Source organism: Pseudoalteromonas rhizosphaerae, from assembly GCF_028885455.1.
Taxonomy (GTDB): Bacteria; Pseudomonadota; Gammaproteobacteria; order Enterobacterales; family Alteromonadaceae; genus Pseudoalteromonas; species Pseudoalteromonas rhizosphaerae.
On the sequence record NZ_CP118496.1, the window covers coordinates 4324568 to 4340747 of the forward strand.

At 38.3% G+C, this 16180-nt stretch carries 13 protein-coding genes; 7 read left to right on the forward strand and 6 right to left on the reverse strand.

Going from position 1 to position 16180, the window contains the following annotated elements; translation table 11 throughout:
- Positions 1-80 precede the first annotated feature (80 nt).
- Positions 81-1964, forward strand: coding sequence for a bifunctional glutathionylspermidine amidase/synthase (gene gss / locus PVK79_RS18750; RefSeq protein WP_145240941.1), 1884 nt, complete (start codon positions 81-83; stop codon positions 1962-1964).
- Positions 1965-2115: 151 nt separating this feature from the next.
- On the opposite strand, the gene PVK79_RS18755 is transcribed toward gss, so the two are convergent.
- Positions 2116-2565, reverse strand: a complete 450-nt coding sequence (locus tag PVK79_RS18755; RefSeq protein ID WP_149981764.1) for an Lrp/AsnC family transcriptional regulator — start codon at positions 2563-2565, stop codon at positions 2116-2118.
- A 100-nt stretch (positions 2566-2665) separates the two neighbouring features.
- Between PVK79_RS18755 and PVK79_RS18760 the strand changes: the two genes are divergently transcribed.
- The 3 genes from PVK79_RS18760 to PVK79_RS18770 all read left to right on the forward strand — a co-directional run bounded on the left by PVK79_RS18760 (position 2666) and on the right by PVK79_RS18770 (position 6125).
- Positions 2666-3259 carry a LysE family translocator gene (locus PVK79_RS18760; RefSeq protein WP_257323966.1) on the forward strand — a complete coding sequence of 198 codons (594 nt, stop codon included), beginning with the start codon at positions 2666-2668 and terminating at the stop codon, positions 3257-3259.
- 220 nt (positions 3260-3479) lie between these two features.
- Positions 3480-5468, forward strand: coding sequence for an oleate hydratase (locus tag PVK79_RS18765; RefSeq protein ID WP_257323967.1), 1989 nt, complete (start codon positions 3480-3482; stop codon positions 5466-5468).
- Positions 5469-5705: 237 nt separating this feature from the next.
- On the forward strand, positions 5706-6125 hold the full coding sequence (locus tag PVK79_RS18770; RefSeq protein ID WP_145240773.1) for a CBS domain-containing protein: 420 nt from the start codon (positions 5706-5708) through the stop codon (positions 6123-6125).
- 84 nt (positions 6126-6209) lie between these two features.
- Here the strand turns inward: PVK79_RS18770 and corA are convergent, their stop codons facing one another.
- Positions 6210-7166, reverse strand: coding sequence for a magnesium/cobalt transporter CorA (corA, locus tag PVK79_RS18775; RefSeq protein WP_257323968.1), 957 nt, complete (start codon positions 7164-7166; stop codon positions 6210-6212).
- 337 nt (positions 7167-7503) lie between these two features.
- Here corA and dps point away from each other — a divergent pair, with 337 nt between their 5' ends.
- Entirely contained in the window at positions 7504-8028 is a 525-nt protein-coding gene (dps, locus tag PVK79_RS18780; protein ID WP_145241798.1) for a DNA starvation/stationary phase protection protein Dps, read from the forward strand.
- 122 nt (positions 8029-8150) lie between these two features.
- Here dps and PVK79_RS18785 read toward each other — a convergent pair whose 3' ends face one another.
- On the reverse strand, positions 8151-9818 hold the full coding sequence (locus PVK79_RS18785) for a methyl-accepting chemotaxis protein (protein ID WP_182731128.1): 1668 nt from the start codon (positions 9816-9818) through the stop codon (positions 8151-8153).
- Positions 9819-10273: 455 nt separating this feature from the next.
- Between PVK79_RS18785 and PVK79_RS18790 the strand changes: the two genes are divergently transcribed.
- Positions 10274-10639, forward strand: a complete 366-nt coding sequence (locus tag PVK79_RS18790; protein WP_145241802.1) for a DUF2237 family protein — start codon at positions 10274-10276, stop codon at positions 10637-10639.
- Positions 10640-10911: 272 nt separating this feature from the next.
- A complete protein-coding gene (locus PVK79_RS18795; RefSeq protein ID WP_257323969.1) occupies positions 10912-12654 on the forward strand; it encodes a SulP family inorganic anion transporter in 1743 nt (580 codons plus the stop codon).
- Between the two features lie 210 nt (positions 12655-12864).
- Here PVK79_RS18795 and PVK79_RS18800 read toward each other — a convergent pair whose 3' ends face one another.
- From PVK79_RS18800 to PVK79_RS18810, 3 genes are all read right to left on the reverse strand, one after another.
- Positions 12865-14502, reverse strand: a complete 1638-nt coding sequence (locus tag PVK79_RS18800; protein ID WP_257323970.1) for a phosphoethanolamine transferase — start codon at positions 14500-14502, stop codon at positions 12865-12867.
- 253 nt (positions 14503-14755) lie between these two features.
- The gene (locus PVK79_RS18805; RefSeq protein WP_274803929.1) at positions 14756-15469 is read right to left on the reverse strand and encodes a phosphatase PAP2 family protein; all 714 of its coding nucleotides are present in this window, start codon (positions 15467-15469) and stop codon (positions 14756-14758) included.
- 226 nt (positions 15470-15695) lie between these two features.
- The gene (locus PVK79_RS18810) at positions 15696-16103 is read right to left on the reverse strand and encodes a diacylglycerol kinase (RefSeq protein WP_257323972.1); all 408 of its coding nucleotides are present in this window, start codon (positions 16101-16103) and stop codon (positions 15696-15698) included.
- Positions 16104-16180 lie beyond the last annotated feature (77 nt).

The following is a 16180-nucleotide window of genomic DNA, read 5'->3' on the forward strand; positions in this document are numbered from 1 at the left end:
ATATTTATTATCTTGCTATCGGCCTTATTCACTCCTATAGTCTGCAAATTATCACTCCTTAATTTTGAATTACTTTGTCTATTAAATCCCGCGTTCCTGTCAGTCAGTTTGGTGAATTATTAGGTTATGCGCCTGGTAATGTTGCTGTTTATTCGTCTGATTACGATACAGCTGACGAAACAATTTATCCTAACCGTAGCGCCTATCGTAGTTACCTCGATGGTATTTACATGGGCTATAAATGGCAATGTGTTGAATTTGCGCGACGCTGGATGTATCTCAATCATGGCTATATTTTTGATGATGTTGCAATGGCTTACGATATTTTTGAGCTACGCTCAGTGCGTGACATAAACAATCAAACCAGGTTGCCTTTACAAGCATTTCGTAATGGTGCAAAACACCACCCAGTGGTAGGAAGTTTACTCATTTGGGAAGAAGGCGGTGAATTTGAAGAAACTGGCCATGTTGCGGTGGTGGTTGAAGTACATCAGGATAAAATTCGTCTTGCTGAACAAAACGTGGCCCATCAGCTATGGCCGCAAGATCAACAGTGGTGTCGCGAACTCAAAGCGAAAGTCACAAAAGAAGGTGACTACTGGATTGAGTGCTCTTACAGTGACGCCACTATTTTAGGCTGGATGACACAAACTGAGTACAGCGAATTTAGTGAACCTACGCCTGAAATAAACACTGATCTGTTTGCCATAAAAGCCCAATATGCAACTGATTATGGGCAAGCCACTAAGTCATGGCTTAACATTGCCAATGACGATGAAGCAGCCTACGTAGAAATGATGCAAGGGCATAAATTGACTTCAGTTAATGCTGATCAACATCATTATTTTACAATTTCAAAAACCGCTCAACAAACTATTGAACATGCTACCAATGAATTACATGGCTTGTTTATGCATGCAACAGACTATGTACTGCAGCATCCTGAGCTATTAAAAAAGTTTAATTTACCCGATGCGGTGCTCAATAAGATTCGCCAATCATGGGATAATCGCTTAAATCAACTGATCACCAGTCGATTTGATTTTGCATTAACTCCCGCAGGCTTGAAAGTCTATGAATACAACTGCGATTCAGCATCGTGCTATATGGAAAGTGGCAAAGTACAAGGTAAATGGGCCAAACACTTTGGTGTTAAAACGGGTATTGATGCCGGCCATGATTTATTTAAAGATTTAGTAAGGGCATGGCGAAAAAGTGAAGTAAACGGCCTTGTCCATATATTGCAAGATGATGAGCCAGAAGAACATTACCATGCATTGTTTATGAAAGAAGCTATTGAAGCCGCTGGTTTTGAGTGCAAAGTAATCATTGGTTTGACTGATTTACACTGGGACGCAGCGGGTAATATTGTTGACGCTGATGGCGAAAAACTCAGTTACGTTTGGAAAACATGGTCATGGGAAACCGCTCTTGATCAAATAAGACTAGAGTGTGAGGCTGATCAATCCCAAAGCGATGATTTTGAGCCGCACTGGCAATCTGGTAAAACCCCACGTTTGGTCGATGTATTACTTCGTAAAAATGTGATGGTTTTTGAGCCGCTGTGGACATTAATACCCAGTAATAAAGCAATTTTGCCAGTACTGTGGAGTTTATTTCCAAATCATCCGTTTTTACTCAATACTGCATTTGATTTAAATGATGAACTATTGCAAACAGGCTATGTCGTTAAACCGATTGTTGGTCGATGCGGTGCAAATATTCAACTCGTTGATGAACAACAACACGTAATAGAAAAAACAACGGGTCATTTTGCCTCTCAAGAGCAAATATACCAGCAGTTATTTGCCCTTCCTAAAGTAGCTGATTACTTTGTGCAAATATGTAGTTTTACCGCAGCAGGTAAATACGCTGGTGCTGGCGTACGCGTTGATAAAAGCATGATTATAAACGGCCACAGCGATTGTATGGCACTGCGTATCAGCGATGATAGTTACTTTTAATTAAACGTGCTTTAACCTCAATTTTGAGCGCATATCAAACCCAACAAGTAGCCTGTTTACTGCTACTTGTTGGGTAAATAAAGTGACATAAACCACCAAGCAAGGACTCAGCATAAAATTAAAAGTGGCATCGCACCGTTGGCGCTAGCATTTACGCCCGCTCATCTTTTGGTGAGTCCATCACTACATGCGAAGTGATCGTTCGTACCTGTGGGATTGATCCTAAAACATCAGCATGGAATGCTTTATAAGACTTAATATCAGCGGTTTCTACTCTAAGTAAATATTCAAATGCTCCTGTGACATTATGGCACTCTTTAACTTCATCAATAAACTCAAGTGCTTGTTCAAAAGCTCGTTGTGATTTCGTAGAGTGCTCATTTAAACCCACCCCCACATACGCGACAAAACCAAGTCCAAACGCTTGATTATTAATAACTGCTCGGTAGCCTTTGATCACACCTGCTTTTTCTAACTCTTGTACACGGCGCAAGCATGCTGATGGGGATAAACCAACCAAATCAGCAAGTTCAGCGTTGGCAATTCGACCACTGCGCTTTAATTCTTGCAATATCCTGTCGTTAATTCGATCTTTTTTCATATTAAGTTGCTAAAGTAAATTTATAATAGATTAATAAGCGCAAAAATTGCGAGCCATACAAAATATAATTGCACAATCATTATCAACTGAGCAACTATAAATGAATATTGAATTGGTATCAGCATTAGCATTATTTGCACTTGTATCTTCCATCACCCCAGGTCCTAACAACCTGATGTTAATGAACTCAGGCGCTAACTTTGGTTTTAAACGTTCATTGCCACATTTACTCGGCGTAACAATTGGCTTTGTGATCATGCTCGTATTGGTTGGTTTAGGTGTCATGCAATTGTTTGACTTTTTTCCATGGAGTTACCAGCTATTAAAAGTGCTTTGCATGGCTTATTTGCTTTATCTTGCTTATAAAATTGCCAGTAATAAAACTCCTATCGGTGCTAAAAATAGCGATACTAGACCTTTTTCTTTTGTACAAGCATCTTTATTTCAATGGGTTAACCCGAAAGCCTGGACTATGGCATTAAGTGCAGTAAGTGTTTATGCCCCATCCAAAGGAATTGGCGCAGTGGTACTTGTAGGCCTTATTTTCGGTATAGTTAATTTACCCTGTGTCTGCTCATGGACGTTAGTCGGACAAAGGCTACAAGTATGGCTAAAAGATCGCAAGCGCCTACGAGCATTCAATATTATTATGGCTGTATTGTTAGTCGCCTCGGTACTTTTTAGTATGCTGTGAGTAATAAAACAAATAAACGCCTTAACAATGGCAACTTGGTTAAGTTGCCATTGTTAACCTCAATTTCGGATAACAAATCAATTTCCAGCAGCTAACTTATAAACCCCTCGCGAACTAAAACTTTGATCTACTGCAACTTGACTATGCTTGCCTCGTGCAATTATGGAGAGACTTGCAAACAGTACTGACACTTATCTATATTCATGAAAAGGGATGGCTAATGACGAATAAAGCAATAGCGAAGTTTAATATTTCTGCAACCGCAGCAAGTAATTTCCAACATGAAGCTGACGCAACGGCTGATTTTTGGAGCAATAAACCACTTAATACCTTGCCCCCTCATGATTTTATTGCTCCTTATGCACGTCATAAAACGCTGCCTACACCCGGTATAGAAAAACGTAATGCTTGGATCATTGGTGGAGGTATTGGTGGCCTAGCAGCGGCATTTTATCTTATTCGTGATGGCCATATGAGCGCTGAAAATATTACCATTTTGGAAGAAATGGATATTGAAGGCGGTTCAATGGATGGCGCGGGTAACCCTGATGACGGCTATATTATTCGTGGTGGCCGTGAAATGAACTGGAATTACGACACCTTGTGGGATCTGTTTCAAGACGTTCCCGCTGTTGAACTGCCCGAAGGCTATTCTGTGCTTGATGAGTACCGTTTAATTAATGATAACGACGCTAATTACTCACAAGCCCGTTTAATAAATAAATGCGGTGAGATACTCGATGCAAGTGACTTTGGCCTGAATAAAGCCCAGCAATGGGAGCTGATCCGTTTAATGCTCAAGCGCAAAGAAGAGCTTGACGATCTCAGCATTGAAGACTATTTCAGCAAAGGTTTTTTACAAAGCAATTTTTGGTTTTTATTTCGTACTATGTTTGCCTTTAAAAATTGTCATAGCTTGTTAGAAACTAAACTGTATTTGCATCGCTTTCTTGATTCTATTGATGGCTTTGCCGACATGTCTGTTTTACTTTTTCCTAAATATAATCAATACGATACCTTTATTAAACCGCTTGCTAATTTATTACGAGACAAAGGCGTAAATTTTCAATTTGCAAGCCGTGTAAACGATCTGGATATAACATTTACTGGTAATAAAAAAACCGTAACGGGGATCCATGCCACTGTAAAAGGTGAAGCACAGCATATTAACGTTGCTTCAGACGATTTAGTTTATGCACTAACGGGTTCAATGACAGAGCATACAGCTTATGGCGACATGCAAAATGTGCCCGAACTGAACTGTGAAAAACATGATCCCGGCGAAAATAGCGGGTGGAATTTATGGAAAAACCTCGCGAAGAAATCAGCTGTTTTTGGTAAACCCGAAAAATTTTATGGCGATATTGATAAGTCTATGTGGGAGTCAGCCACACTGACTTGCAAGCCATCCCCACTTATAGATAAGCTAAAAACATTATCAGTAAACGATCCTTACTCTGGTCGCACGGTAACTGGCGGCATTATTACTTTTACAGACTCTAACTGGCTATTGAGTGTAACGTGTAACCGCCAACCTCATTTTCCAGATCAACCCGATGATACGTTAGTACTTTGGGTCTATGGTTTATTAATGGACAAACAAGGTAATCGTATCGTTAAAACAATGCCACAATGTAGCGGTGAAGAAATAATTACGGAGCTTTGCTACCATTTGGGCATTGAACAGCAGCTTGATGAAATCATTGCCAATACCAAGATACGTACAGCGCTAATGCCTTATATCACAGCTCAATTTATGACTCGTGCAGCTGGTGACAGACCCACCTCAGTTCCTGAAGGTTGTACAAACTTAGGTTTGATTGGTCAATTTGTTGAAACCCACAACGATATTATATTCACGATGGAGGCCTCTATTCGTACAGCACGTATTGGGGTATATAAGTTACTTAATATCCCTAAACAAGTGCCCGACATTAGCCCAACCCAATATGATATTCGTAACCTAATTAAAGGAGCTAGAACGCTCAACAGCGGCAAGCCCTTTATTGGCGAGCGGTTATTACACCGCCTGCTTGATAAAACCTACTTTGCTCATATTTTACCGCCATTACCAGAGCCAAGTAGTAAAGAACAAACCCATTTTGAAGCAGAAATGCATGAGCTACTGGGCAAAGGCAACTCGGCGATACATAAATTTTCAAACTGGGTTGGTACACTAAGGGATAATTTTTCGCATAAAGATAAATAATCTGAGCTTCGGAGAGTAAATATATCTCCAGTGGCTATTAATCTAAATCAGCTGATGACCAAGCTAAAAACTATTCCTATACAAAAAACCAAAGCCTTGATCTTGATAAAGTGCAATAAGAAAAAATAAGGCTAGAATGATTAATAATATGAGCTCTGGATAATCCATCTATCTCCAGTAGCTATTTTAGTAAACCTTTTAACCAAAGTTCTAGTTAGTGATTTCACGGGAGCCAAAATGAGCCAAACAGTTGCAGATTTAATGACATCAGATCCATTTGCCGTAAGTGCAGAAAACACCCTACACGACGCACATAATCTAATGAAGGAAAAAAATATCCGCCATATTCCGGTAATTGATAACAATGGCGAACTAGTGGGTATGTTGACACAAAAAATCATGATTGCCCAAGTGATGAATATTATGGCTAATTACAGTCCTAGCGCACTTGAACGAAAGGAAAAACAAACGAAAATACACACTATTATGGCAACCGATTTTGCCACTGTACTAGCAACCCAACCACTGCAAGATGTTGCTCGGTTTTTTGTTGATAACCGCCATGGTTGCATGCCTGTGATCACTGAAAAAAATAAACTCGTGGGTATACTTACCTCGTCCGACTTTGTGCGCCTAGCGGCCGCTTTATTATCTTAATGCAAGGTGATAATAAGACCGCTATCCGTATAAAATGAATATAAACTCGTATAATAGTGTATGCCAAGTAGTCATTGGCACACACTACAGCCAGCCTTTGCGTTTAAAAAATAAATAAGGGGCAAAGCCCGATAGCAACATAATGCCAATTGCAAATGGGTAACCCCATTCCCATTGCAGCTCAGGCATTATATTAAAGTTCATCCCATATACACTGGCGACTACGGTAGGTGGTAAAAAAACCACCGAAGCAATAGAGAAGGTTTTGATAATTTGATTTTGTTCAATGTTAATAAAACCTTGTGTTGAATCCATCAAAAAGTTCACCTTATCAAACAAAAAGGTACAGTGAGACATTAGCGTATCTATATCAAGTACAATTTCTCGTAGTGATTCGCGATCCTCATTTTGTACACCTAAACGACGTATTAAAAACGAAATATTGCGCCGCGTATCCATTAAACACAAACGCACTTTCCCATTCGCATCCTCTAAACGCGCGATACGACTAACCGCTTCTTCTAGATCAGAGTCATCTTCTTCTAGTACATATGCACTGAGCTTCTCTAACTGATGATGCATATCCTCGAGCATATCAGCATGGTTTTCGACTTTTTGATCGAATAATGTAACCAATAACTGTTTTGGCGTATCACACATTACTTGACCTTTACGTGCTCTTAAGCGTAACAATCGAAAGTCAGCCAGCTCGTCATCGCGAATGGTCAGCAAACAGTTATCCTGTAGTAAACAGGCAACTGTTACCGTATTAAAACGTCCTTCATTGGGCGACATAAACAATGCATGCACATGCAAGCCTTCATTGTCGATAAAACATCGCGATGAAGCTTCAATCTCTTGCACATCCCCTGACTCAGGAAAAGTTATATTGAGCGTTTTTGCGAGCGTATTTCGCTCATCTTCCGTTGGGTTGATTGTGTCAATCCAGTGTGCATTTCTGATTGATACTTCAAGAGAGGTATCGGATGAAGGCTCTAACTCTTTGATCACCCCCTGCTCGATAGAAAAAAATCTCAACATGCACTTCTCCTTTAATAACAAGATGAGTTGAGTATATGTAAGTGATGATTAATCAACAATGACAATACACTCCTGCATCTCAGTTATTATTAATAGTAAGCAATTCGCTAACACGTAACAGCACCTTTTGTTTTGCAGATTTTACAAAAAAGTGCATATTTTTCATGGCATATCAAAGAAAGCTTTCATCCCCCTCCTTTGAAAAAAATACAAAACATTAAATATCAGCAACTTAAAAAATAATTTTTATCGGCACAACCATTGCTTTATATAAACTAACGCATGTTCATAGACTTTATTAGACGCTGTGAACATTCCTTATAAATCAGGAGGAATAATGAGTAACAATAACGAAACAAACAAAATCGCTGAATTTACTGCCCCAGGTATGAATGAAGAATCTGCAAAAAATACCATTGCTACACTTGATAACCGCATGGTCGCACTGATCGATTTACAATTGACTCTAAAACATATTCATTGGAATGTAGTTGGCCCAAATTTTATTGGCGTGCATGAAATGCTCGACCCTCAGGTTGAAGTGATCAGAGCAATGACCGACACCATCGCCGAGCGAATCGCTACGTTGGGCGGAGTTCCAGTTGGTACTCCAAAATCGATAGTTGATCGTCGTTCATGGCAAGATTACTCAATTGGTAAGGGCTTGGTAAAAGATCACTTAGTTGCGCTTGATAAAGTATATAATGGGATTAATGGCGATCACCGAAGTGCGATTGGCAAGCTATCAGAGCTCGATCCGGTATCTGAGGATATGCTAATTAGCCAACTTGCCGATTTAGAACAGTTTCAATGGTTTGTGCGTGCACACTTAGAGTCGTCAACGGGCAAACTCAGCAGCTAATCTAGCGGTTTTGTGTTCAGTTTAAACTGACTCATTTATATTTAAAGTCAAAGATCGGGCTATTTAAAGCCTGATCTTTATTTATTACTGATCAACAATAATGTCGCCACTTTTTGTTTATATTAGATCTTAAACTGACCTACTAAATTGCCTAAACTCTCCCCTCGACCAGCTAAGTGATGACTAACTGATGAGGTTGTTTTAATTGAACGTGTTAGCTCATTAACGATTTCTTGAATCGCAAAAACGTTACGGTTAATTTCCTCAGTTACACTACTTTGCTCTGTGGCAGCTGTAGCTATTTGCGTGCTCATATCGTTAATTGTGGTAACCGAGCTGGTTACCGCCCCTAAACTTTCAGAAATTGCGCGAGATGACTCAACTGAGCGATTGCAGCTTTGCTGGCTTGCCAACATTGCCTTTACCGCTGCTGTGACTAGCGTATGTAACTCATTAAGCATTTCATTAATCTCTAACGTGCTCTCTTGTGTACGACTGGCTAAACTTCTCACTTCATCAGCTACAACCGCAAAACCACGGCCTTGCTCGCCAGCCCTTGCAGCTTCAATAGCCGCATTAAGGGCCAATAAGTTAGTTTGCTCAGCAATGCCACCGATAACACTTAATACACTGTTAATTTTTTTAGATTGTTCACTTAATGAATTAACCTGTTCAGCAGCTTGATTAATCTCACTCATTAAATTTGAAACTTCTTCTAAAGAAACATCTACACATTTTTGAGCATTGGCAACATCTTGCGTGGCTGACTGGGTTGATACCGCCACTTGTGTGGTATTTTGCGCGACTTCCTGAGATGTTGCTGACATTTCGGTGATCGCCGTTGCTACCAGCTCAGTTTCATGATTATGGTTTACTAACTGATTTTCAATTAACTGTGTTTGTGTATTGATATCATTTGATGAATCTTTTACATCACGAGTTACATCTGCCACATTGGTGATAATGCTATGTAGTTTACTAACAAACACATTAAATGAATTACCCAATTGACCAATTTCATCATTACTATGCACTTCTAAGCGCTTAGTCAGATCACCTTCGCCTTTTGCTATATCATCTAAGTTTTGCACCATATTTTGGATAGGCTTTACCATATTGTTTGCCGCAATTAAGGCAAAAAACACCGTCAACATCACCCAAAATAATGCAATTAATAACAGGGTCGTTACTTTTTCATTCATATGAGCTTGTATTGTTGCTTGGTACTTTGTTAGCTCAGCTTCAATATCATCCATATAAGCGCCCGTTCCTAGCATCCAATCTGTACCAGGAACCATCGCTGCATAACCCATTTTTTCAACTAACCCCGTTGTATTAGGCTTTTGAAAATCATAATAAAAAGCACCGCCACCTTGTCTTGCTTGCTCAAGTAATCCAACAATTATTTTTTTACCATTGGGATCGGTCATGGCTATTTTATTTTGCCCTTCAATTGCATCACCCAATAGAGCATGGAAAATACTAACGCCTTTTGTATCATAGATAAAAAAGTAACCATCTTTGCCAAAAGTGAGATCTCGCAATGCATTTTTTGCATCTTCTTTAGTCCCCTTGGCTAGTTCGTAATTAATTATTTGGCGGCCTATCTCAACCTCAGTTGCTAATAAACTTTCTTTGTCAGCAATTAATTTTGTTTTAAACGATACAAAATTTTGCTGCTGATTTTGATACTCTAAATAATATGAGCTGGCCATTAAACTAATTAAAAGCAGCGTGAGCGGCAAAATAGCTAATAGCAACAGCTTGTTTTTCAGACTTAGATTACTCATTTTTCCTCACGTGTAACAATGTAAAGCTCCATGGTATTGATACATCGAGAGCTTATAAAAACTGTAATTATACTGCCAATTACAATTAAGTGTTTATTTGAAATCAGAAGCTATTCAAATACCATATTCACATATATATAGATTCTGGATATAAGACAAACGTATAGTAGCCGCAAAGTTACCATAATAAATTTTTACTAGTAAAGTAAACGTAAAAATTGCAAGCCAACAAAAACACAATTGCACAATAATTACACAGCAAGCAACTATAAATGAATATTGAACTGATTTTGGCCTCGCCATTAGTTTGATGAACTGACGTTTAATATTTTTAATGGCTATGTTATTTGTGATCTCCATGCTATCTATCAATATAAGCTTTTCATCCACCACGTTTTCACATAGTCTGAAGCAGACTGAATGTAAAACAATACAAATTATAACAAGGTAGTTTTATGAGCAATCAATTAAATGTATTAGGTACGCGCTTGCATTTGTGCTGCGGGAATACAGGCTACACTCGAGAAGGGTTTTGCTATGTCCCTGCATCTGATTTTGGTAACCACAGTGTATGTGCCATCATGACTGAAGAATTCTTACAGTTTTCAAAAGCACAAGGCAATGACTTGATAACGCCTAATCCAATGTACGATTTTGCAGGCCTAAAGGCTGGTGATAAATGGTGTTTATGTGCCGTGCGCTGGCACCATGCGGTTGCTGAAAACGTAGCTCCGCCGGTTATACTTGAGGCCACCCATGAAAAATCGTTACAAGTAGTCTCTCTTGAAGTATTAAAGGCTCACCAATACTCTGCACGTTAAAAGTTTCCAATAGGCATTTACACACTCTAAGATAAAGCCATTGCGCTGGTTTTATCTTATTCACCATCTAGTATGATATTAGCAATGTGATAACACCAACCAGCTAATATCGCTCAACCTTAAACTTTTTCATCAGACTTAACACTCAATCAAAAGCAGTCCTAAGCCTAAGTATCTGCTATTTATTAAAAAAATCCTCACCCCTGAGCTATACTTGTTAATATATTAAATTTACTATCCAAGTGTGCTTACGATTAAATAAGGAAACTTTAGTGCTGTCGCGTTTGTATGATTTTATGCCGGGTTTAAACACTTTACTTCATTATGAACGAAAGTGGTTTGCTGATGATGTGAGGGCTGCATTATCCGTTGCCGCCGTTGCTCTACCTGTTGCTATCGCGTATGCACAACTTACCGGGGTTAACGCCGCTGTTGGGCTATATTCATGCATATTACCCATGATTTTATATGCCTTGTTTGGTACTTCCAAACAATTGATTGTCGGACCCGATGCTGCAACATGTGCGGTTATTGCTGCGGTGGTGACACCACTTGCAGCTGGAGACAGTGTTAAACACTGGCAACTCGTTGTAACTATGACCGCGATGACCGGCTTTTGGTGCTTTATTGCTAGCCGATTTAAATTAGGGGTATTAGCAGACTTCTTATCTAAGCCTATTTTAATGGGCTTATTAAACGGTGTTGCAATTACGATTATTGTCAGCCAATTTTCTAAAGTATTCGGTTTTACCTTCGATGACAGATATTTACTTGAACGATTAGGAGGTGTGCCTACTTATTTATCACAAACCCACATCCCTACTCTATTAGTGGCCCTGTTTACCCTCGGTGTTTTTTTTGCCATGAAGCGACTAAAACCGACTTGGCCAGCATCTATGTTTGCTATCGCATTTGGTGCCATATTAGTGTGGGTTTTTAATTTAAAGCAGTTTGATATCAACACAATTGGCACTGTAACCGGTGGCCTTCCAGTGTTTAACACCCCTATTTATGATATTGGTATTATTCGTGAACTTGTCGTGCCTGCACTTAACTTAGCAATAGTCAGCTTTGTCAGTATGATGCTAACCGCTCGCAGTTTTGCAGCTAAAAATGGTTACGACATAGATGCTGACAAAGAGTTTAGAGCGTTAGGTATTGCGAACATTGGATCTGCTTTATCACAAGGTTTTGCTGTCAGTGGTGCAGACTCTCGTACAGCTGTTAACGATGATTCCGGTGGTAAAACGCAATTAGTGTCGATTATCGCAGCGGGAATTATTGCTGTTATCGCCCTATTTTTAACCGCTCCCCTAGAATTTATTCCCAGTGCAGCATTAGGTGTTGTGCTTATTATTGCTTCAATCCATTTATTAGACTTAAAAGCCATTTGGCTATTAAAGCGTAAAGACAAACAAGCATTTTACCTTGCGCTAGCCACCTTATTCGCAGTGTTATTTATTGGCGTAATACCAGGCATCACTCTCGCTGTACTATTGGGGTTATTCCAGTTTATTCGCACCGTAATGCGCCCTACCGACAATATATTAGGTGTTGATATTAAGGGCGTTGTTAGGAGCCTTGATGCCACAGATAAAGCAAAGTCAGTACAAGGAGTCTTTATTTATCGTTTTAATTCTCCTTTAACTTACTTTAATGCCGGTTACTTTAAACGGCGTTTGCTAGAACAATATGCGCGGCAAAAAGACGACACGCAATGCGTTATTATCGACGCAGTCCCCTGCTTCACCCATTTAGATTTAAGTGTCATGGCCATGCTCGCCGATTTAGACGTGATATTTAAAAAACGTGGTATTCGATTAGAACTTGCTGGCAGAAAGCGGCAATTACTATCATGGTTTGAAATTGCTGGTATGACATCCGGTAAAGAAGGCATCTACGTGCATTCAGATCTCTATATTGCCTTACAAAAAAACAGTGTCAGCCAATCAAGTGCCGAAGTAAACTTGTTCGAAACTAAAGAAGTTAAAGATACCAGTACACAACAAGCCTAAATAAATATTAAGTCTTGTTGTTACTGTTCTTCAACCTACTAACAATTGCTTGTATACAGGTATCTCTATCGACAACCCATAAGCCATAGCTTATGGGTAGCATTTCAATATTGGCACGACTAAATAGCCTGTAACTATCCTGTTCAGAGAAATCAGGCCACGGCCCAGAGAAACCAATTAAATCAATGGCTAAATATTGGTCAACAAGCCCTAGTTTCGACAACGACTAAATAGATCTAACTCTTCAGAATATTCACTTGTTTGAATATTCATCAAACCAAGTATGCTATGAAATATATTATCATGTGAATAAGTCAACTCCTTTGCTTCACCCATTAGGCATTCAAAGTTTAATGAATTCTGCTCAGAAAAGCGCTGATTCATCCAAAATAACATCGGAACTTTCGTTTGTTCACTTGGAGCAAAAGAATACGGTATCCCATGCAAGTAAACACCACTTTCTCCCAAAGACTCCCCATGATCCGAAACATAAATCATAGATAAATTATACTGTTCATCTAGGGCTAATAATGTGTTTATAGTCTCACTCAAAATATAATCTGTATACAATATAGTATTATCATATGTATTTACTAATTCCTCATTGCTGCAGTTTTGAATATCGCTCTTCGGACAGTCTGGTGTGAATTTCTTAAATTCATCAGGATAACGTCTATAGTAAGTTGGCCCATGACTTCCGATCATATGCATCGCAATGAACTTATCTCTTTGCAATGGTATGCTAAGTTCTGCTTTTAACTCTTTCAACAACGCAACATCGAAGCAGTAGAAGCCATCACAATGTTCATTCTTTGAGCCTGTCGGTATTTCAATCGTTTTGATCCGTTCACATACACCTTTACACCCTGAATTATTTTCAATCCAAGTAACATCAACATCTACTTTCTTTAAGATATCAACAACATTATCAGAATTTTTAGCTTGATTTCGAGAGTAATTTTCTCGTTCCATATTTGAAAACATACAAGGAACAGAAACCGCAGTTGTTGTGCCACAAGATGATACATTTTGAAACGGAACAATTTCATATTGAGAAGAATACGGATTGGTACTTCTAGCATATCCATTATATTGAAAATTCGCGGCTCTGGCGGTTTCACCCAAAACAAATACTACTAGATTATGCTTTTCTTTACCCAGAGGTAGTTTTTTTACAGCATTATTACCAAGACTTATGTACTTTAATGGCTCACTAAAAAACTCATTATTTGTAAATTTTATTAAACTACTGACATAATATGTTGGAATTACAGAACGTTTAAATTGTTCATTATTTCTTACAAAAGAAGCATAGTTTTGATACAGAGAAAAAATAATAGATAATATAACAACCAAAGAAGCCAATATTACAAAAAAACGCTCCTTTAACTCAACTAAGAAAGGCTTATATTCAACTTTAATTAACAAAAATAATACTGCAGGTATTACACCTAGAATCATCACAGATATAAATGAATTAACATTAAAATATGTTGATGCTTCCGATGCATCCGTTTCATAGAAGTTTTGAAACATTGTACTATCAAATACAATTCCATATTCTTTTGTAGCGAAAAAAACTACTGCTGAAAAAACAATTAATATAGGAATAACTACAGAAACATATCTTGATACGAGAAAGCTAAATATCACAACCATGAGAAAAAATATTACAAATGGAAGCGTAATAAGCACAAAATAGTCAGGCTCGTCTGAACCTAATATCTTTTGACTGTATTCGAGCAACATGTGCGAATTCAAGATAAGGGTAAAATAAAGCGAAATGATTAAAATAAGCGTCTTTGATGGCAAAGACTTAAAAGAGTTAAGTGTCGTGGGTAAATTCATAACAAGTTCCTGTAGCATACATAATGGTAGGTAATTATACGGTAACCAATAAAAAAGTAATAAAACCTTTTAGTGTCTATTTAGATATCATCCCGACTTAATTAAAAACCAAAAAAAGACCTGTATGTATTTCATTCAAAAAGCCTTATCCAGATCAATTAGCATACGGGTTTTAATTAGATAAAAATCAACAACTCTTTGCTTTTTATCTGACTTATATAGACACTCTTTTTATTGGTTACAAAACTAATTATTACCAGGTCAATTGAACACTCACTCCGACTATATCACCACCAATAATTGGTTGAATAGAGTAATTAAGCTTATCATTATCAATAGAGTTGGTTTTTTGCACTGCATCCATTACTTCATAAGCAAAATACCATCCTAAAATAGACTGAGATGTATAATGAGCTCCATCATTAACCCTAGACCACGCTGCAAGACCTGAAGCAAAATAAGCAAAGTATTTTATGTAATCATTATCTGTGTTTCTTGCGATTGCAAGAAAGGGCACTGCCCCTACAAATGCATGACCACTCACACCATTATTATCTTCAAAAGGTCGCCAATCAGATCCATCAAGCTCAATGGGTCTAGATGCACCAGTAAGGTACTGGGTAGACCAAACGAATGGTAACCCTAAAGTATATGCTCTAGCAACATCACTTCCCCAAGCGCCCACTTTTGAATCCGAATCAAAGTTCATTGCTTGACTAGCTAAAAATGATAAAGGTAAAAGGTACTTCCCCTCCCCTGCATACTTCACTATTTTAGAAATGTCATCAGTTTTATCTGAACGAATATCTTCTTGATACCAGTCATAAACCTCCTGATCGATTGAGCTATTAGCTACGATTCCAGCCACCGCACCAACGCCCGCGATACGAGTAAAACGATCAAATTGATAAAAGTTTTTATAGTCATCTAATACTTTGTCTTTAAACGGCAACACTTCATATGCCAAAGTACAACTTGACCAAAGAATTAACAAACTCAGCGCTGAGATCTGTTTACCTTTCCTCAGTAAAAATTTTAGAATTACGCACATAAATTATCCTTAATAATTAAAAATATTATTTCTATGAAAAGTATACAACCACATAAAGTGCCCTGACTTTTCAGGTACAAAAGTTAATTTAACTTCTTAGCTCAAAAACTTGACTTATTCTTAAGAACCTTAAAATGAATACTTAATTTAAACGCTGGTACCATCCAATAGCAGCTGCGATCCATATTAATGAGCAAATCACTAATGTCAGTGTCACAGCAGCCGAGGCCATGTCTTTTGCACGTCCTGATAACATGTGGTACTCCAAACCTACCCTATCAGTCAAAGCCTCAATTGCTGAGTTGATAAGCTCAATAACTAACACTAAAAGAATACAACTAAGCAATAATGCCCACTGTGCGACACTTTCAACTATGAGGATTGATAAAGGTAAACTGAAAAAAAATAGCCAAGTTTCTTGCCTAAATGCAGATTCTTCTTTGTAAGCAGCTTGCATTCCTTGTGCTGAGCAACGTGTTGCTTTAATTATTCGCGCTAAACCCGTACCGTTTGGTTTATTAGTATGCGTAGCCTTCATTTTTATGTCCATAAGACCTATCTTGTCCCTATTTATTCTGTTGGGCATTATACTAATAACGAACCACCACAACAGACCTAATTTGTTAA